The sequence below is a fragment of the Vibrio sp. SBT000027 genome (assembly GCF_963894355.1).
GTDB lineage: Bacteria > Pseudomonadota > Gammaproteobacteria > Enterobacterales > Vibrionaceae > Vibrio > Vibrio splendidus.
The window spans coordinates 1,470,601-1,489,326 of sequence record NZ_CAWQGD010000004.1 but is presented as its reverse complement, the minus strand read 5'-3'; the positions used below and the strand labels follow the sequence as shown (position 1 = coordinate 1,489,326).

Annotated in this window: 13 protein-coding genes; 4 read left to right on the top strand and 9 right to left on the bottom strand. The window is 44.5% G+C overall.

Translation table 11 applies throughout. From position 1 onward, the window contains the following. The first annotated feature begins 135 nt into the window (after positions 1 to 135). The 3 genes from AACU28_RS16250 to AACU28_RS16240 all read left to right on the top strand — a co-directional run bounded on the left by AACU28_RS16250 (position 136) and on the right by AACU28_RS16240 (position 5,521). On the top strand, positions 136 to 1,599 hold the full coding sequence (locus tag AACU28_RS16250) for a sigma-54-dependent transcriptional regulator (protein ID WP_054542123.1): 1,464 nt from the start codon (positions 136 to 138) through the stop codon (positions 1,597 to 1,599). Further along, positions 1,589 to 3,616 carry a sensor histidine kinase gene (locus AACU28_RS16245; RefSeq protein WP_121603233.1) on the top strand — a complete coding sequence of 676 codons (2,028 nt, stop codon included), beginning with the start codon at positions 1,589 to 1,591 and terminating at the stop codon, positions 3,614 to 3,616. The genes AACU28_RS16250 and AACU28_RS16245 overlap by 11 nt, the downstream gene beginning before the upstream one ends. 285 nt (positions 3,617 to 3,901) lie before the next feature. Then, positions 3,902 to 5,521 carry a methyl-accepting chemotaxis protein gene (locus AACU28_RS16240; protein WP_121603232.1) on the top strand — a complete coding sequence of 540 codons (1,620 nt, stop codon included), beginning with the start codon at positions 3,902 to 3,904 and terminating at the stop codon, positions 5,519 to 5,521. Between the two features lie 134 nt (positions 5,522 to 5,655). On the opposite strand, the gene AACU28_RS16235 is transcribed toward AACU28_RS16240, so the two are convergent. Beyond that, positions 5,656 to 6,543 (bottom strand): mechanosensitive ion channel family protein, encoded by an 888-nt coding sequence (locus AACU28_RS16235; protein ID WP_121603231.1) that lies wholly within the window; start codon positions 6,541 to 6,543, stop codon positions 5,656 to 5,658. Position 6,544: 1 nt separating this feature from the next. Then, entirely contained in the window at positions 6,545 to 8,890 is a 2,346-nt protein-coding gene (locus AACU28_RS16230; RefSeq protein ID WP_121603230.1) for an ATP-binding protein, read from the bottom strand. Positions 8,891 to 9,341: 451 nt separating this feature from the next. Here AACU28_RS16230 and AACU28_RS16225 point away from each other — a divergent pair, with 451 nt between their 5' ends. Continuing rightward, the gene (locus AACU28_RS16225; RefSeq protein WP_017077249.1) at positions 9,342 to 10,925 is read left to right on the top strand and encodes an ABC-F family ATPase; all 1,584 of its coding nucleotides are present in this window, start codon (positions 9,342 to 9,344) and stop codon (positions 10,923 to 10,925) included. A 187-nt stretch (positions 10,926 to 11,112) separates the two neighbouring features. Here AACU28_RS16225 and AACU28_RS16220 read toward each other — a convergent pair whose 3' ends face one another. From AACU28_RS16220 to AACU28_RS16190, 7 genes are all read right to left on the bottom strand, one after another. Beyond that, on the bottom strand, positions 11,113 to 13,002 hold the full coding sequence (locus AACU28_RS16220) for a methyl-accepting chemotaxis protein (RefSeq protein ID WP_121603229.1): 1,890 nt from the start codon (positions 13,000 to 13,002) through the stop codon (positions 11,113 to 11,115). A gap of 373 nt (positions 13,003 to 13,375) precedes the next feature. Next, entirely contained in the window at positions 13,376 to 13,480 is a 105-nt protein-coding gene (gene cydX / locus AACU28_RS16215; RefSeq protein ID WP_080585223.1) for a cytochrome bd-I oxidase subunit CydX, read from the bottom strand. A gap of 26 nt (positions 13,481 to 13,506) precedes the next feature. Beyond that, positions 13,507 to 14,643, bottom strand: a complete 1,137-nt coding sequence (cydB, locus tag AACU28_RS16210; protein ID WP_121603228.1) for a cytochrome d ubiquinol oxidase subunit II — start codon at positions 14,641 to 14,643, stop codon at positions 13,507 to 13,509. 9 nt (positions 14,644 to 14,652) lie between these two features. Next, complete coding sequence (locus tag AACU28_RS16205) at positions 14,653 to 16,269, bottom strand: cytochrome ubiquinol oxidase subunit I (RefSeq protein ID WP_121603227.1); 1,617 nt, start codon at positions 16,267 to 16,269, stop codon at positions 14,653 to 14,655. A 108-nt stretch (positions 16,270 to 16,377) separates the two neighbouring features. Continuing rightward, positions 16,378 to 16,986 carry an HvfX family Cu-binding RiPP maturation protein gene (locus AACU28_RS16200; RefSeq protein ID WP_102362192.1) on the bottom strand — a complete coding sequence of 203 codons (609 nt, stop codon included), beginning with the start codon at positions 16,984 to 16,986 and terminating at the stop codon, positions 16,378 to 16,380. Beyond that, complete coding sequence (locus AACU28_RS16195; RefSeq protein ID WP_121603226.1) at positions 16,983 to 17,768, bottom strand: HvfC family peptide modification chaperone; 786 nt, start codon at positions 17,766 to 17,768, stop codon at positions 16,983 to 16,985. The genes AACU28_RS16200 and AACU28_RS16195 overlap by 4 nt, the downstream gene beginning before the upstream one ends. Further along, positions 17,761 to 18,663 (bottom strand): DUF692 domain-containing protein, encoded by a 903-nt coding sequence (locus AACU28_RS16190; RefSeq protein ID WP_121603686.1) that lies wholly within the window; start codon positions 18,661 to 18,663, stop codon positions 17,761 to 17,763. Before AACU28_RS16190 ends, AACU28_RS16195 begins: the two co-directional genes overlap by 8 nt. Between the last annotated feature and the right edge of the window lie 63 nt (positions 18,664 to 18,726).

The window sequence follows — 18,726 nt, the reverse complement described above, 5'->3', positions numbered from 1 at the left end:
TCGGACAAAACTGCGTCATTTAGCCCTCTAAAATGAATCAAAACATGAGCTAGGACAAAATGTCGCACATTGTCCCTGTTGCACAAAAGGTTAATTGGTACACTCTGTCCCAACTTTCCCCACCGGCTAATCATTATGTCTATACCTAGTTCATCTGCACCCAACCTCAATCCGAACACATTGACTCAATATCAAGCGTTTTCCGTCTTGGTTGTGGATGATGAAATGGGTATGCAGGCTATTTTAAAGAAAGCTCTGGGTAAGTTCTTTGGCAAGGTATCGAGTGCGGGGTCGGTTGAAGAAGCCGAAATACTGCGCTCGAGCGAGCATTTTGATCTCATTGTTCTTGATATCAACCTGCCAGGTCGATCTGGTATTGAGTGGGAAGAGGCGTTTAACGACAACGACAAACGTGCCGATGTGATTTTCATGACAGGTTATGCTGATTTAGAGATGACGATATCCGCGCTTAAGCTTGGCGCTTCAGATTTCATTCTTAAGCCGTTCAACTTAGAACAGATGATACAAGCGGTTCTACGTTGTATGGACAAGCGCCTTGACCAAAGAATGCAGTATGCGTTGAAGCGTGATGTTAGCCGTCATATCAAGACCGAATTGATCGGCAATTCAGACAAGACTAAACAGCTCAAATTGCTGATCAGTCAATTTGCACCGTCGAGAGCATCAGTTCTTATAGAAGGTGAGTCAGGTACGGGTAAAGAGTTAGTTGCTCGTGGTGTACATGAAGCCAGCAAGCGTAGTGGCCCATTTGTGCCAATCAACTGTGGTGCAATTGCGCCTGAACTTCTAGAAAGTGAGCTATTCGGGCATACCTCTGGTGCATTTACCGGCGCGAAGAAAAACCGTGAAGGTTTGTTCAGAGTCGCAAGTGGTGGCACCTTGTTCCTTGATGAGATCGGTGAAATGCCACTGCCAATGCAAGCTGCGCTGTTACGTGTGTTAGAGCAACGTACGATTCGTCCTGTCGGTAGCGAGAAAGAAATTGCCGTTGACGTACGTGTGGTGGCGGCGACTAACCGAAACCTTCAAGAAGAAGTCGATAAAGGCCACTTCCGTCGCGATCTGTTCTACCGACTCAATGTACTTAAAATTGATGTTGTGCCATTGAGAGAACGACCGTCTGATCTGATAGAGCTTGTTCCATACTTCACTCGTCTTTTATCAAGTGAACTGGGTATGCCTGTTCCAAACTGGGCACATGAAGATATCTTGGCAATGAATGAATACGAATGGCCGGGCAATATCCGTGAACTTAAGAACCTAGTCGAAAGATGCATTCTTTTAGATAAGCCACCAGCACACTATTGGCGAGAAGTGAATGGTGATCCAGCCCCAACCAGCATTTCAGTGACGGTGTCACATGGAGCGGAAATACCAAACTTGAATAATGCAGACGCTGCTGAGGGTTACCCGAACACCTGGACACTCAAAGAAGTAGAAAAATCTCACATAGAACAACTGGTGAGTTTCCATGATGGCAATAAATCTGCAGCTGCGAGAGATCTCGGTGTGGCACGTAAAACACTAGAGCGTAAGTACAAAGAGTGGAACACAGAAGGCTCAGAATATGCCGATTAGACGTCATTGGTGGACAAAGTGGGCGTTCCGGTTCAAAACCATGGTGCGTTATCGCCTGCTATTTTTAACATCCGCTCCCATCATTCTTACCTTATGTGCGCTTGTCGCTATAACACTGTATTGGTCAGTGCATTACACGTGGCAGGGTGCTCTGATTGATGTCGATGAGCGTTTGGATGTTGCCGACAACAGTATCCATCTAATTCAGAACCAACAGGCCTATAACGTTCAAGCATTTGCTGAGTCTTACAACTTCCGAATCAAACTCACGAGTGATATTTCGAAAGAAGAGCTCACACGTTGGGTTTCAGAAAACAAATCTCGCTATGAACTCGATTTCCTGCGCTGGCGTAGCGTCGAGAGCATGGAGAAAAAGCTTGAATACCTCAACATGACACACAAAGAATCGTTCTTTAGTGTATTGAGCCAAAACGAACTCAACGATTTAGACCAAAATCTTGCCAGGCAAGCCGAAGTCCCAATGCTCAATAGTCAAAATGTTGAAACTCGGGGGTTAGTTAGCCGCACCGTTGTGTCGATTCGTGACAAGAATGATCACGTGATTGGTTTTCTTGACGGCGGGATCCTCCTTAATAACAGCACACAGTTGGTTGATCAGATCAGCAATCTCATTTATCCGCAACGCGAGGGGTTCAATCGTCGTATTGGCACCGTTACTGTGTTTCTTGATGACCTACGTGTCAGCACTAATGTACCGTTGAGCAGCGAAGAAAGTGCAGGGCGCGCAATTGGTACTCGTGTTTCTCACGAGGTTCATTCTAAAGTATTGAATGAAGGCAAAGAGTGGCTAGATAGAGCGTATGTTTACGATGCTTGGTACATCACTGCGTATCAACCGATTCATGACCAATTCGATAACGTCATCGGCATGCTTTATACCGGTTATCTGATTTGGCCATTAGTGGAAACATACTTGACTAACCTTGGCGAAATCAGCATTACGATTGTGTTGTTGTTACTGGCTTCTGGTTTGATCGTTCACCGTGGTGCTCGTGATCTTTTCAACCCAATTGAACGCATTCACAAAGTGGTGAAGCTAGTCCAGATGGGGCAAGACAAGCGAATTGGCACTCTTGGTTTAAACGATCAACACGAGCTGACTTTGCTCGCTAAACAATTCGATAAGATGTTGGATTTGCTGCACGAACGTAATCAAGAGATCCAACAAGCCGCTTCAGAACTCGAATGTAAGGTTCATTCACGTACTGCTAGCTTGAAAGAGAAAACCGAAGAACTCGAACTGCATATCAAACTATTAAACCAAGCTCGAGACAAGCTGGTGGTCAATGAAAAGTTAGCCGCGCTAGGCGAATTAACCGCGGGCATCGCCCATGAGATTAACAACCCGACAGCGGTGATTCTTGGCAATGTAGAGTTGATGAAGTTTGAGCTCGGTGACGAAGTCGCTCGTGTAGACGAAGAAGTCCACGCGATCATGGAGCAGATCGACCGAATCCGAAATATCACGCGAAGCCTGCTTCAATATAGCCGTCATGGCGGTGTACAAGACGAAATTACGTGGCAACATATCAATCCAATAGTGGATGAAAGTATTACGCTCGTAAAAACAGGCGCGAAAAAGAAAGGCATTGTCTATGTATCACAACTGCATGCTAAAACGTCTGTGGAAGTTAACCGAAACCAACTTTTGCAGATTTTGGTTAACCTACAGATGAACGCGATTCATGCCATGGACGGACAGGGCACATTGACTATCTCAAGTGAAGACTGGGTGGAGAATGGCGTGTCTCATGGTGCAATCGTTCATGTCGAAGACGAAGGCTGCGGTATCAAAGAAGAACAATTGAAACGCATCTTTTCGCCTTTCTACACCACCAAACGTGACGGTACAGGCTTAGGCTTGTCAGTATCTCAAAGTATCTTGAGCCAAACGGGTGGCGAGATACGTGTCGAATCAGAAGTAGGCAAGGGAAGCCGCTTTAGTATCTACCTTCAGCAAAAAGCGACACCACAGTTATTGGTCTCAAACCTATAATTTTTTAGCTTTAAGCTCGAATCGAATCCAACCATATTATCACCCGATAATATCTCTACTGCGCTTGGGCTGTTACATGAACGTTTCAGCCCAAGCACGAAAATCCTGCACTACTAAACTATCGCCAACTAAATCTCAACCTCTGACTGTTTGACGAGCACCTCTTTTTGAATATGTAACACAGTGTATATCTTTTGATCTTGATGCATATCATCTGAACTGTACGGATTTTTGATACATTGACCCCAAATTCATAATCAAAAAATATAATAAAGTCAGTCAGCTATGAAATTAAGTAATCTATCTATTAAATCAAAACTTATTTCCATCGTCATTTTATCGGTTGTTCTATTGGTAATGGCGTCATCTTTCAACCTAATGCAACAACGTGAAAGCTCAATGCAAGAGCGCCAAGATAAACTCAGTGCTCAAGTCGAAACCGCGGTCAGCTTAGCGAGCTACTATTACAGCCAACGTAACGTACTCGGTGAAGAAGTAGCAAAGAAACAAGCGCTGCAAGCAATTGAAACGCTTCGTTACGACACCACCAATTATTTCTGGATCTTAAACCAACAACTCAACGTTGTTATCCATCCATTAAAACCTGAACTCAATGGCAAGAACGCAGGTAACTTTAAAGATGGTGCAGGTAAACACCACTGGCGTGAGATGGTCAGCATTTCACGTACCCCAGAGGAGAAAGGGTTTCTTGATTATCAATGGATGAGCCCGCAAGGTGAACTCAAAGACAAGATCTCATATGTACAGCTATTCCCTGAGTGGAATTGGATTGTTGGCTCGGGAATCTTAGTTGCGGATATTCAAGACGCTTTCTATGCACTAGCGCTCAAAGAAGGACTGGTCGCGGTTGTATTATCAGGCCTGTTGTTTGCTATGGGCTACGCGATTTCTAACAATATCCTTGTGCCACTTAACAAGCTTATCAGCAACACCCATAAGATTGCAGATGGGGATCTTCGTGTACGCATGAACATGACACGCAAAGATGAACTGGGCGATATGAGTAATCAAATTGATACCATGCTCAACAAGTTACAAAGCACGCTTCGTACAGCGAATGAATCAGCAGATTTATCCAGCAACATGGCGAGTCACATTGCACAAGCCAGTGAAGAGGCTGCGACCAGTGTTAACTCACAGCATGCACAGCTTGAGTTGTTGTCGACAGCGATGACAGAAATGAGTGCCACCATTTCTGATGTCGCTGTTAATGCTGAAAATACTGCCGCAAGCACCAATAAGGTTGTCGAGCACGCAAACCAGAACGACCAGAACATGCAAGTAACGTCTAAAACCATATCTCAGGTTTCAGAAAACATTTCGACGGCGAACGATCTCGTCAGAGACTTACAATCTGGTGTCACAGAGATAAGCCAAGTGGTGAGCGTGATACGTGATGTATCTGAGCAAACGAACTTGCTAGCACTTAACGCCGCGATAGAAGCAGCCCGAGCAGGAGAGCAAGGCCGAGGATTTGCAGTTGTGGCCGATGAAGTCCGTAACCTAGCAAGCCGCACTCAGAATTCAACCAATGAAGTTCAATCGACGATTGAAAAACTGACTCAGCAAGCCGAGCGTACCTTTAAAGCAATGCAAAGCAGCAATGAGAAAGTCGATCACAGTGTTGTCGCGTCTAACGAAACTCGCCAACAACTCGATGTGATCGTAAATGAGCTGCACAACGCCAACGACATGGTGGCTCAAATTGCAGCAGCCTCAGAGCAACAAAGCACGGTAGCAACCGAAATGAGTGAAAGTGTCACTGGGATTCATCTGGCGGCTAACGAAGTATTGCAAGCTTCACAGTCGTTAGCTGAGGATAGCCAGAAAATGGCCAATACTACAGAACACCTTACTGATCAGTTAAAGTACTTTAAGGTCTAAACGAAAACCTCATAAAAAAACACCTCCGCACTTGAGACAAGTTCGGAGGTGTTTTTGTTTGTAGATGACTGGATTGTTAACTTGCTCAACAAAAGAAGAGCGTTAAGAAAAAGAAGCGCGTTAAGCCAATCTTGTTAATGTGCAGTCACTGAAATCTTCGGAGGGTTGATATTGTGCTTTCTAAACTCTTTCATCACACGCAAGGTAATATCGGTTTCAAACAGCTTTTCATACGCCGTGTCGACCACATAGGCCTTACAAGTTAACTGTATCGCCAAGTAATTATCCGTGATCGTCTGTTTGACTAGAACCGTAACAGGCTTAGGCAAGTGGATGTAACGACTTGAAGACGCCGCTTCTTGAATCAAGTCACGGGCTAGGGTGATGTCTTCATTCATACCGACATAAAATGGAATCACCACCTGCATATCCAGCGCGCCATAGTTACCACTAGTCGTTACTTCGTTTAAGAACTTGTTGTTTGGGATCGTGATAATGTCATCGTTCAGGGTTCTCATTCGAACAGAACGCAAACCAATGGTAATGATGTCGCCATAGTTACCTTCAAACGTGACGCGGTCACCAACTTGAAAAGGTCTGTCAATCATCACAGTGATACCGGCGATGAATGATGCTGCCAAGTCTTTAAGCGCAAAGCCGACCGAAACGGCGAGGGTACCACCAATCAAAGCCAGTATTTGATCGTTGATTCGAAAGCTCATCATGAACACAATAAGGCCAGTGCTTACGTAAATAAAGAATTGAGTAAACGACTGCAGTTTCTGTAGCAGCATTCGATATTGCACGAACTGACTACCAAAACTGGTCACCAACGAATTGATGAACTTAAGCAACAACCACATTGCGGCAATAACGATCATGGAGAAGAACACGCCGCTCCATCGCACCAAGCTCGCAATCTTTGAGATGTTTTCTACGTTAGCTAACTCTTCCGTCGCCAAGGTCGGGAAACTGACAACACTTGCCAAGCCAACAAATAGTAGGATAAATAACTTCTTCATTTTACTTCACCAGTAGATGTTGACGGTCGAGAACGTTTGTAATGTGGCGGAACCAGTGCTCAGAAATTCGAGCCTTTTCTTCATGCCAACCAATATAACCACGGCTTTCAAAATAACGTAGAATCCCGGTTATCTCTGCAATGCTCAGTTGAGTACATTCAGACAACACCTCCGGAGAAGCTATTTCCAGTTGCACGATAGAGCGAAGTACAGCCAGCATAGGTTTTGGCATATTCTCGAGTTCCTGCGCTTCAGGAACATGGAACAAACGTACCACTGCTTGATCTGTCTCTTTATTTCGGTTCAAAGAGAGTCGGAAGAAACGCAGCGCAACGGTAGGGTTGCCATCAGAGTAGTGCCACAAGATTCGATAGAAGCCTTGGCGTGCGCGTTCTTCTTCACTCATGTCATCTTGGTCCCACTGTTTAGGGACAACTAAACCATCAAACGATAACGGCTTTTCAAGTTCCGTATTGATACGGCTATTTAGAAGATCACCGACTTGTTTTTCTGTCCAACGTGGTAGGAAACACACCAAATCAAACAGCAGACGCTCACCACGCGCTCTATCAACAAATCGCCAGCTTGATTTGGCAATCGATATCACGATACGGTGATTCTTTTTAGAACGACGGAGAAGATTGGTTAAACGAATCAAATCAGACAGGCCACCGACCATTGGCTTAACCAATCGTTGGGCATTATCAATCGCAATTAAGTACGTGGTGTTACTTTTACGAAGGTGCGCCAAGATCTGAATCTCAGTCGCTTCTTCTTCCAAGCCGATGCTCACGGCTAGATGCGCTAAGAGCTCTTGGTAACCCGCGTAAGGGCAACTCACGTAAACAGGCTCTGCGTTGGATACTTTATGCAGCAAGGTATAAAGCAGCGTTGTAGCGCCCACACCACGTTCGCCTGAAACAATACAAATAGCAGGGCTGTCCGACATCAAATAACGAGAGAGTTGCTTAACCTCATCGCCCGCGTAATCAATTAAGGTGCTATCGATATTACCCGGCAGAATGTACTCATAGGTTTTGTCTCCTTTGATTCGAACCAAGTTTTGTTGGTTTTTATCAAGATCCGACTGTTTAGCCACTTCGATTCGAAAGAGATAAGCTAAGGCCTGACTAAACAACGTGTAACTAGAAAGCAATGCCATGATTCGATGTTGGAAGTTGTAAACACTCAACCAGACGATTCCAATTGCCGTCGCCAGTATATTAAGTAAGAAGGTTTCCTTACGGTTTACCGCCCAGTTAACCCACACCGGACGATCGGAGATGTGTTGCAGCGTATCGAAGACTTTCGCTCTCCATAATCTAAGTACCGATATCGTGACCAGCACGAACCAGAAAAACAGCGCACTGTAGATCCAGCTGTAAATGGTGCCTTTACCCAGTGTGATGCTCGATATCTGCAAAGTCAGACCTGCAACAATAATACTCCAAACATAGCGACGAATAGTCGATAGTCTCAGCGCGATGACTTCTTGATTTGATGTGCGACCCAAGCGATACGCAAATTCAAGAATAAAGCTGATAGCAATCGAACCACCTAGAATCCACCACGTGAATATTTCTAGGAAAATCAGGTGCTGCAGGCTAGGGATGCTAGAAAGCACTCTCAAAGAAAGTGTGATAGCGATTAACCAAGCAATCGCACGCTCAGCGCGGCTGATATACCAAATCACACGAACCAGAAAAGGAGGGTTCGTTTTCGCTTCGAGAAAGTTAACTCGAAACAACTCAATCAAGCGAGTGCTGTTGGCAAGCCACCATACTAAACCGAAGTAAATGAACAGCACCTTTAGAGAAGCCCAAATGACAGGCACTGGAGAAATAAAAATGTCTTTAACTAATGCTTTAAAGCTACGAATTTGGAAGTAAACAAGATACTCAATATTGAGCTTGGTTAATTCCCACTCTTGTTTAAATTGAGTCACGCCGTATGGGCCAAAACCGGTTAAGCGCTCTTTATTCGCGGAGTTTGTCTGCTCTAAAAGATGCTGTTTACTTACGTTCAAGCTATTCAATGTGACGTAGCTCGTTTGCACGGAAAACCATTGATCGGCGTCGTTGTTATCTCTATAGGCTTTTACCTGTTGCTCGAAGGTTTTGATTTCCAGCTTTTGAACTCGCAGAACTTCGGCAAGTAAAATGTTGACTTGGCGTCTGTCCGACTGCTCCATAAAGAGGGGATCCGGTAGGGAATCAATACGCTTATCCAGATCTACCGCAGTATTAGATACCTGAGGTTGAGATTGTAAGTCATATTCCAAGTTGGCATGACTCGGCCAAGAGAGAATGGCCAAAGTGAAGATTAAGAAGCGCGAAAGTGAACGCATAAAAGTCTCTTAGAATTATGAGGTTAGGATTACTATAGTTAGTTAATCTTACTTTGTGAAATCCAACCCCGTATCGGGGGCGAGTACTTTATTCCCGTTTCGGCTGATTTTGTCATGAAATTGTCAGAGATTAGGCTAGTCTTGCCTGTGTCTGTTGTTGCTTTGATCGGGTTAGTTTTACTGTGACCAATCAGCATACGATATATTCAATGGTTGGCATGATTTGGGACGTTATATACCGCCCATTATGGGGTGCTGTTCGATATTTTGTTTTTCCTGAAAGTAGATGGTTTTTTAACGACAAATAGAAAATCAAAAATGTGAGTCAGCTCAAACTATGATTTGGCTAGGTTATCACTCACTTAATGGCGAGTAATTGCAATCAAGACTTGCAGTTAAAGCCCCGAAGAAGTAACGTTGCGGCGTTTTTCACATTAAAAAGGTAACGGCATTGATCTCCACAGCAAATATCACCCAACAATTCGGCGCTAAGCCACTTTTCGAAAATATTTCAGTTAAGTTCGGCGAAGGCAACCGCTACGGTTTAATCGGCGCGAATGGCTGTGGTAAATCGACGTTCATGAAGATCCTATCTGGTGAACTTGAGCCAAGTGCTGGTAACGTAAGCTACGATCCAAATGAGCGCGTTGCTAAGCTAAACCAAGACCAGTTTGCTTATGAAGAATTCACGGTAATCGACACGGTTATCATGGGTCACAAAGAGCTTTGGGCGATCAAGCAAGAGCGTGACCGTATCTACTCTTTGCCTGAAATGAGCGAAGAAGACGGCATGAAAGTGGCTGATCTTGAAGTTCAGTTCGCTGAAATGGACGGTTACATGGCAGAAGCGAAAGCAGGTGAGCTTCTTCTTGCGGTAGGTATTGAAGAATCACTGCACTTCGGTCTAATGAGCGAAGTAGCACCGGGTTGGAAACTTCGTGTTCTATTGTCTCAAGTACTGTTTGCAGACCCGCATATCATGCTTCTTGACGAACCAACGAACAACCTGGACATGGACACCATCAAGTGGTTGGAAGATACGCTAAACCAACGTAACTGCACAATGATCATCATTTCGCATGACCGTCACTTCCTAAACTCAGTTTGTACACATATGGCTGACCTTGATTACGGCGCACTTCGTCTGTTCCCTGGTAACTACGATGAGTACATGACAGCAGCGACACAAGCTCGTGAACGTCTACTTTCTGATAACGCGAAGAAGAAAGCACAAATTGCTGAACTTCAAACGTTCGTTTCTCGTTTCTCTGCTAACGCATCTAAAGCGAAACAAGCGACATCTCGTGCTAAACAGATCGACAAGATTCAACTAGATGAAGTAAAAGCGTCTAGCCGTCAAAACCCATTCATCCGTTTCGAACAGTCTAAAGAGCTATTCCGTAACGCACTTGTGGTTGAAAACCTATCTCAAGGTTTTGAAGAAGACCTATACAACAAGTTCGATGCGATTTTCGAAGTAGGTGAGCGTGTTGCTATCATCGGCGAGAACGGTGTAGGTAAAACAACACTACTTAACACACTAGCGGGTGCACTAGAAGCGCGTACTGGTGAATATAAGTGGTCTGAAAACTCAAACATCGGTTACTACGCTCAAGATCACGCACATGATTTTGAAGAAGATCTAAACCTGTTTGACTGGATGAGCCAATGGCGTCAAGAAGGCGAAGACGAGCAAGTTGTTCGTAGCTTCCTAGGTCGTATGCTGTTTGGCCAAGACGACATCAAAAAGTCGGTAAAGGTTATCTCTGGTGGTGAGCAAGGTCGTATGCTTCTTGGCAAGATCATGATGCACAAGCCAAACATCCTGCTAATGGATGAACCAACAAACCACATGGATATGGAATCTATCGAAGCGCTTAACTTGGCTCTTGAGAACTACAAAGGCACATTGTTCTTCGTATCTCACGACCGTGTATTCGTAGACTCTCTAGCGACTCGTGTTCTTGAAATCAAAGACGGCAAGATCAACGATTTCCGCGGTACTTACGCAGAATTCTTGAAAGCACGTGCTTAGTACGCATTAAACATGAATACGTAATACAACGTTAGTACGTATCCCTGATTAAAAAGGCCTCTATCTTTATGAATAAGATAGAGGCCTTTTGTTTTTCATATCAGTTTTTTATATCAATCTCTTTGTATTAAAAAACGTCGAGTGGTTGGTCGCAAATACCTTTACTCATCAATACTTACACTGCTCATTAATACTTAAACTGCGCGACAATCTTCTCAAGCTTCACACTCACGTTCGATACTTGTTCACTACAACGAACTGACCCTGAAACCACGGTATGAGTATCACTGGCTAAATGAGCGATATCGGTAATGTTCCGATCGATGTCCGCTGAAACCATGGATTGCTCTTCAGACGCCGTGGCAATCTGGCTGTTTAAGTCGAACATCTCTCCAACTTGAAAGTGTATACCTTCAATCGCATTTACCACATCTTTGGTTTGGTGTTTAACTAACCCCGTTTGTTCTAGGCTTACCGACATCTTAGCGACCGTTTTTGCTATTCCAGACGTTAGGCCATGAATGGTTGATTCAATTTGATGAGTTGAATCATTGGTCATTAGTGAAAGCTCTCTCACTTCAGAGGCCACGACTGCAAACCCACGACCGTGATCGCCAGCGCGCGCAGCTTCTATCGCTGCATTTAGCGCGAGTAGGTTAGTTTGTTCCGCAATGCCTTGAATCGTAGTAACGACTTGGTTGATCTCACGACTCTGATCTTCGAGCTGAACAATTAGGTTTTGAGACTCTGCTATATTCTCGGCCAGCACATTAATGCTGTCATTAGTTGCGTGGGTTTCTTGCAACGCCTGATGTGCATTGTCTTTGATCTTCTCAGCATTCATCGCTGCGTTTTCTATGTTCGCCGTTACTTCATTACTGGTCATCACCAGCTCATTAACTGCCGTCGCTACTGATTCAGATTGTTGCTTCTGCTTCTCAGCATTACTCATACTTTTGATTGCCGCTTCTTCAGAGCTACACGAACTATCGGTCAACACCGTCATCACGCCAGACAACTCTTTAATATTGCCATGCAGTTTATTAATGAAGGTATCGAAGGAATGCGCCAACTGAGCAAGTTCATCGTTGCCTTTGGCGTTCATGCGCACAGTTAAGTCGCCATCTCCATTGGCAATTGATTCCATCATCACGTTTATCGCTTTGATTCGCGCAAGTATGTTTCGCCCAATGAACACCAACAGCAAAGAGAGCAGCGCAACAATCGCCGCACCAAAAAGGTGTAGTGTGTTTTTGGTATGTGTACTTGCGGCGGTGATAGCTTGGCTTATCTCGGTTTGTACGGCTTCAATGGCTTGTTCTGTTTGGTGGACGTTGCTACGTAAGGCGCCTCTAAGACCGAGTTCTGCCGACAAGCCTAAATTGGTGTTGGCCAACAGGAGCGTTTCAACCGCAGCTTTGTAGTCCGAATAGGCTTGCTCTGTCGCAACCGACGTTTGAGAGTAGGGTTCAAACTCTTTAAGAGCTTCAGCTAACGCCATATGGGTTTGGTCATTGATATGAGCGAGGTAATGGAAGTCTTTTTCAATCAACTCCAACAACGCAAGTTCTAACGCCAAGCTTGATTCAGATTCGATCGCTGATTTTAACGCGGTTCGTTTTCCATCTAACGTAGCGACAAAGCCTAAGGGCGCGGTCGTACGTTCAATGTTATTTACTTGTTCGACAATTTGGTGAAACTGCTTTTGATATTGATGAAGAGTGTCCGAAATCCGCGTCATTTGGTCGGACAAATGAAGCTCGTGTGAAGCTAGAGTTTGGTTCAACGTCACCAATCGTTGATTCAGGGTGTTGGCGGTTTTGTCGAAGCGTTCTGCGTATTTGTTATCGTGGCGAGACAAGAAATCTTTTTCGTGTCGCCTCAGGGTGAGTAGGTCAACAGAGCTCCTCAAGTTTTCAGTGGCAGCACGCTCCAAGGATTCAAGCTTATTTAAGCTTAACTGCTCGTAGATGGCATAGATAAAGACTGAAACAAACAGGGTGAGGTTGATTAGAATGAATTTACTGCGTATTGAAAGAGACAGCGAATGACGCTGAGTTTCCGATGGATTATTCATGGTTAATTCCCTTTAAGCCAGTGACGTTAATATTCATCTTTGTTTTGTAATTAATAGATTCATTAAAATGATGAATATGTAACTAATAGCTTATAAGGTTGTTAAAGCAAGGTTCATTGGTAGCAAAGGTTACTTAAAACCTGATATGCAAAAACTAAGCGATTTGAGACGCCAGTCCCCTTGATGCAATACGCAAAGGCTACGATACAAAAAAGCTTAAATACACAGAACTCACATAGAACAAGGTATGAATAAGAAAGCCCTCATTAACACGAATGTCGGTGATCTTTGAGATCGTAGGCATCGCATTTAATGAAGGCTTTTAAGTGAGTTAGCTTATTGTTTAGTTAACACTTATTACTGAATTTACCGTTCAGTTTTGTTCATCGAGAAAGTCGGTGTGTTCTAACCATAGCGCATTAATAATTCCAAACGCGCAGGCTAGTAATACGCCCAGTACCCAACATAAATACCACATAGGTTATCCTCCTATTTCATCTCTAATTAATACAGTGACGAACTGTTATCGTGAATGTATTGGCTATCTAGTCGACCGAACATTTTGTAGTAACACCAGATTGTGTAACCCAAAATAATTGGCACCACGATAACTGCGACAACCAAGATAATGCTCAGTGTTAACTCACTCGATGTTCCGTCCCATAGCGTTAAACTATGCGAAGGCATCAAGCTAGACGGCATGATCATTGGGAATAGGGCAACGCCCGCTGTCGTTATGATGCTTGCTATTGATAAGCTCGAAGAAGCGAAGGCCAAACCAGCGCGGTTAAGTCGAGTCATCACGGCACAACTCAGCATTCCGATGATACCTAGAGCGGGAATTGCCAAAAGTATCGGGTAGTTTTCGTAGTTATGTAGCAGTAAGTCATCAAACTTCACTACATGCTTTAGTAATGGGTTTGAAACACCATCGGTCACAACTGGGCTAGTAATCAGGTAACCCGGAAGTGTATACGCGTATAGCCCACCAACAATAAACAGACCTACAGTCACAAGCGCCATATATACGATCACTTTCTGCGCACGTTGTTTTAAATCACCCGTCGTTTTCATCTGTAGGAATGCCGCGCCTTGCGTGACAACCATCGCCAAGCTCACCAAGCCACATAATAGTGGGAAGGGCGTGAGTAGATCCCAGAAACCACCTTGGTATGACATCATTAGCAATTCGTTAAATTCAAACGGAACGCCAATCATCAAGTTACCGAAACCAACACCAAAGATAACCGGAGGAATGAAACCACTGACGATAAGCGCAATATCACAGGCTTTCTTCCATTGCGGGTTGTCGATCTTAGCGCGGTAATCCATACCGAGTGGTCTTAACCACAAGGTCGCCAACACTAAAATCATGGCTAAATAGAACCCAGAGAACGCAGCCGCGTAGATTGCAGGCCATATCGCGAAGATAGCGCCACCCGCCGTAACCAACCATACTTGGTTGCCATCCCAGTGAGGGGCAATCGAGTTAATCATAATCCGTCGATCAACTTCCGACTTCCCTAGAACAGGGAGCAATGCCGCAACGCCCATGTCGAAACCATCGGTAATGATAAATCCGATCAACAACACGCCAATAACTGCCCATGTAAACAGGCGAAGATTTTCGTAATCAAACATCTGAATTCCTTAATGAAGAGCGATAGTTTTATCTAGCTGACGCGGTGCGCTTTGCTCACCTGTAATAGCTAGATCTTGGTTTGATTGCTCATGATGATAGCGACCCGTTTTCAGTGCGCTAGGGCCCATTTTTGCAAACTTAACCATCAGAAACATTTCTATAATCAAGAACGCGGTGTAGAACAAATAAACCAAGCCGATAGAGATCCACAGACTTGAAGCGGGTAGATTAGAAGCCGCCATGTTGACTGGTAGAATCTCACCAATTGCCCATGGTTGACGGCCATATTCCGCAACAAACCAACCTGCTTCACAAGCAATCCAAGGAAGTGGAATCGCGCATATCGTTGCTTTCAGTAACCAACGATTGGTACCAATCTTACGGCGACAAATTTGTACGAATGAAAGACCAATAATCGCGAACATTAAGACTCCACACACCACCATGATGCGGAAACTCCAGAATAGAGGGGCTACCGTTGGGATTGTGTCTTTGGCTGCTTGTTTAATCTGTTGTTCTGTTGCATCCACCACGTTGTCGCTGTATTTCTTAACCAGTAATCCATAACCAAGATCATGTTTAACCAATTCAAAATCATCGATATTTTGTTGTGATTTATCACCAGAACGCAGTTTTTCTAATAGTCCATAAGCTAAGATGCCGCTGCGAACACGTTCCTCATTCTTTGCCAATAGATCATGAATCCCTACAACTGGCGTATCCAAAGAACGCGTTGCGATAATACCCATCACGTATGGGATCTTAATCGCGTAGTCCGTTTCCATGGTTTCTTGGTTTGGGAACCCGAACAATGTGAATGAGGCAGGGGCTTCTTCGGTGTGCCATTCAGCTTCGATAGCCGCTAGCTTCACCTGTTGAACATCTCCCAACTCATAACCAGATTCATCACCTAGCATCACTGTCGACACAATCGCAGCCATACCAAAAGCACTTGCAACTGCAAATGAACGACGAGCGAACGGTAAATCACGCCCTTTAAGCATGTAGTAGGCACTGATACCCATAATAAATAGCGCGCCGGTTGTGTAACCCGCCGCAACGGTATGCACGAACTTCACTTGAGTCACTGGGTTGAAGATCACTTCGACGAAGTCTGTCATCTCCATACGCATGGTTTCGAAGTTAAACTCTGCGCCCACTGGGTTTTGCATCCAGCCATTGGCCATCAGAATCCACAGGCCAGAGAAGTTCGAACCCAAAGCCGTCAACCACGTTACCGATAAGTGCTGACGCTTAGAGAGCTTGTCCCAACCAAAGAAGAACATACCCACTAAGGTTGATTCCAAGAAAAACGCAACAAGCGCTTCAATGGCAAGCGGAGCACCAAAAATATCGCCTACGTAATGCGAGTAATAAGCCCAGTTGGTGCCGAACTGGAATTCCATGGTTAAGCCAGTAGCAACACCGACAGCAAAGTTAATACCAAACAATTTACCCCAGAACTTGGTCATGTCCTTGTAGATGGTTTTGTTGGTCATGACATACAGCGATTCCATCACTGCGAGTAAGAAGGAGAGGCCTATAGTTAGGGGGACGAATATAAAGTGATAAAGAGCGGTACTTGCGAATTGAAACCGCGACAGATCAACGACATCTGTAAGCATAAAAACTCCTTCCCGCCACGAGTGTGACGGGTAAGACAATGGAAAATAAGATGATAATTAGAGAGAACTAATTAAGGGTTTTACATGTAGCTGTGTGAAAAGAATCTATTACCAACGAAGTGCTTTATTTTGTTTTCTAGAGAACTGTTTACGTAGCCAGTAATCTGCACTCACGTAACGACCACCACCATAAACAAGCAATACCAGCAGCATCACGAAGTAGGTGCCTGCGAACTCCATACCATTGTTCAGCATTACCGGGTCGCCAAGTTCAGTTATGTAGTTGTATCGACCTGGGAAGTTAACCGAGAGCCACTCGATGAAGCCATTAAGTCGAATGGTTGCTTCCATATCGCCAGTCGCAATCGCATCCCAACCGTGTTTCCAGTGAACCATTGCACTCGCGACGCTCATCATGAAAATCATTGGAATTGATATAAAGCGAGTAAACAGACCTAACGCGATACAGATACAACCCAATACTTCGGTCGCTGCCGCTAGGAATGCCAATAACTCTGGGAAGGGAAGATTAAGGCCACCATCGGCTGCCGAGGCACCAAACCATGCCACAGTTCCCGAGAAGCCCAGCACTTTAGAGCGTGCACCGACATAAATAACCGGAATCAAATAGAGACGTACTGACAGTAGTACCAAGTAATCGTATTGTTTGCATTTTTCGACAATTGCGTCGTACCAGCTGAGGGCTGACTTAATCATAATTTTTCTCCTAAAGAGTGAACGCCAATCAGTTCAATTTCACTGAAGTGTTCGACCCAATTAATAAATTCGAATCTCGCCAATTGTTGAGCAATTATTTGTTTTATATCGGCTAAAGAACGATTTGGTTGCTGTTGGATTATTTGGATAATCGCAACATCAATTTCTCTTAGTTTTATCGTGTTGACGCGTTGGTCAGAGTCGCGATAAATCGCGTAATAAACGGGATACCGCCTTTGTGTTAGAAACGTCAGCGACTCACCATGAATAATGAAAGGAACCTGCACGAGCTTCATCGTACTGTTGACTAACAAACCCAATTGAAGCTGTCGTTCATCGACGTGAAAGTCACGCGTTCGCGACAAAGGCAGAACTTGCTTTGAAGAGTCAATCTCAACGCAAAAGGCACACCATTCGTACTCCAACACCGCGAGTTGATCGGCTGTAAGCTCATGACTCGCACTCAAGGTAGACAAATCACTAAAACTAGAGATGTACATTGGTTGAGTTCGACGTTGAACAAAGCTGACAAACTCAGTTGCTATATGGTGAAACTCCGGCTCTGAGGCGTAATGCACGACCACAAATTCATCAACTAACATCAGTAGTTGGTCTTGGTCGACTTGCTCGCAAAACAGCGGGAATGTGTTGTTTAATACACCAAATACGTTGTCTCTAATGAACTCGCTGTATCGACACACTGCGTTGCCTTCAAGTGGCGAACGTATCAGCGCGGTTAGTGCGTGTGTTTGAGTAATCATCATGCTAGGAGGGTTATGCATAAACCAACTCCTGATTCATTGGGCGATGAGCAACACCAGCATCTAGAACCTGACTGTGCATCGTTCGTAATTCCTCAGTCAGCACTACCAAAGGCGGTACGTTGTTGTCTCTTTCCAGTAACAACGGTTTGCTGCCATGAAGAACGAACACATAACGCGCCAAGTCGATAACCTCTTGCTGTACTTCCATACCGTGGGTATCAAGTAGCGACTTGTTACTTTCAACCGCTGTGTTACCTGCAACCGATCTGTCACTCTCAACCAAATGCCCAGCAATGTGGTAATAGCGAATAGCATCACTTGGCAAAGCCTTAAGCATTTCAGCGGCATTAAAGTGGTGGTTCTGACTGTTCACGTAGAGATTGTTGATGTCGACTAACAACTCACAGCCACTACGCTTGGCTATTTCAGCGATAAACTCACCCTCAGGCATCTCATCTCCGTAATTGTGATAATAAGAGATGTTCTCCATGACCAAAGGACGTTGAATGATGTCTTGGACTTGCTTGATTCTGTCCGCTAAATAGCCGATGTTTTCTGCGTGACGTGGCACGGGTAACAGTTCATACAGATACCCTTGGCTGTCTCGAGAGAAACTCAAATGCTCGCTGTATACCTGAATATTCAGTTCATCGAGAAATTGACCAACCTGACGTACAAACTTCGTGTTAAGCGGCTGACAATCTCCAATGGATAAGCTTAAACCGTGTGCGATTAAAGGGTATTGCTTCGCTATATCCTGTAGTTGTTCGCGCTTAAGACCACCTAAGCTCATCCAGTTCTCGGGAGCCAATTCCAGAAAATCAATATCAGGATGCTTTGGGGAACGAGCGAGCAGTTCAATATGCTCACTGCGTAGCCCAATGCCTCTGTCTGTATTCCGAATGGTTCGCACTTTATGGTTTAACTCGCTGGTTTTAGGGGCTCGGTCATTTGATGCTAAAGCCTTAGTTTTTAA

Coding starts and splice junctions, on each gene's coding strand:
- AACU28_RS16250 (WP_054542123.1), top strand. CDS start 136: ATGTCTATACCTAGTTCATCTGCACCCAACCTCAATCCGAACACATTG.
- AACU28_RS16245 (WP_121603233.1), top strand. CDS start 1,589: ATGCCGATTAGACGTCATTGGTGGACAAAGTGGGCGTTCCGGTTCAAA.
- AACU28_RS16240 (WP_121603232.1), top strand. CDS start 3,902: ATGAAATTAAGTAATCTATCTATTAAATCAAAACTTATTTCCATCGTC.
- AACU28_RS16235 (WP_121603231.1), bottom strand. CDS start 6,543: ATGAAGAAGTTATTTATCCTACTATTTGTTGGCTTGGCAAGTGTTGTC.
- AACU28_RS16230 (WP_121603230.1), bottom strand. CDS start 8,890: ATGCGTTCACTTTCGCGCTTCTTAATCTTCACTTTGGCCATTCTCTCT.
- AACU28_RS16220 (WP_121603229.1), bottom strand. CDS start 13,002: ATGAATAATCCATCGGAAACTCAGCGTCATTCGCTGTCTCTTTCAATA.
- cydX (WP_080585223.1), bottom strand. CDS start 13,480: ATGTGGTATTTATGTTGGGTACTGGGCGTATTACTAGCCTGCGCGTTT.
- cydB (WP_121603228.1), bottom strand. CDS start 14,643: ATGTTTGATTACGAAAATCTTCGCCTGTTTACATGGGCAGTTATTGGC.
- AACU28_RS16205 (WP_121603227.1), bottom strand. CDS start 16,269: ATGCTTACAGATGTCGTTGATCTGTCGCGGTTTCAATTCGCAAGTACC.
- AACU28_RS16200 (WP_102362192.1), bottom strand. CDS start 16,986: ATGATTAAGTCAGCCCTCAGCTGGTACGACGCAATTGTCGAAAAATGC.
- AACU28_RS16195 (WP_121603226.1), bottom strand. CDS start 17,768: ATGCATAACCCTCCTAGCATGATGATTACTCAAACACACGCACTAACC.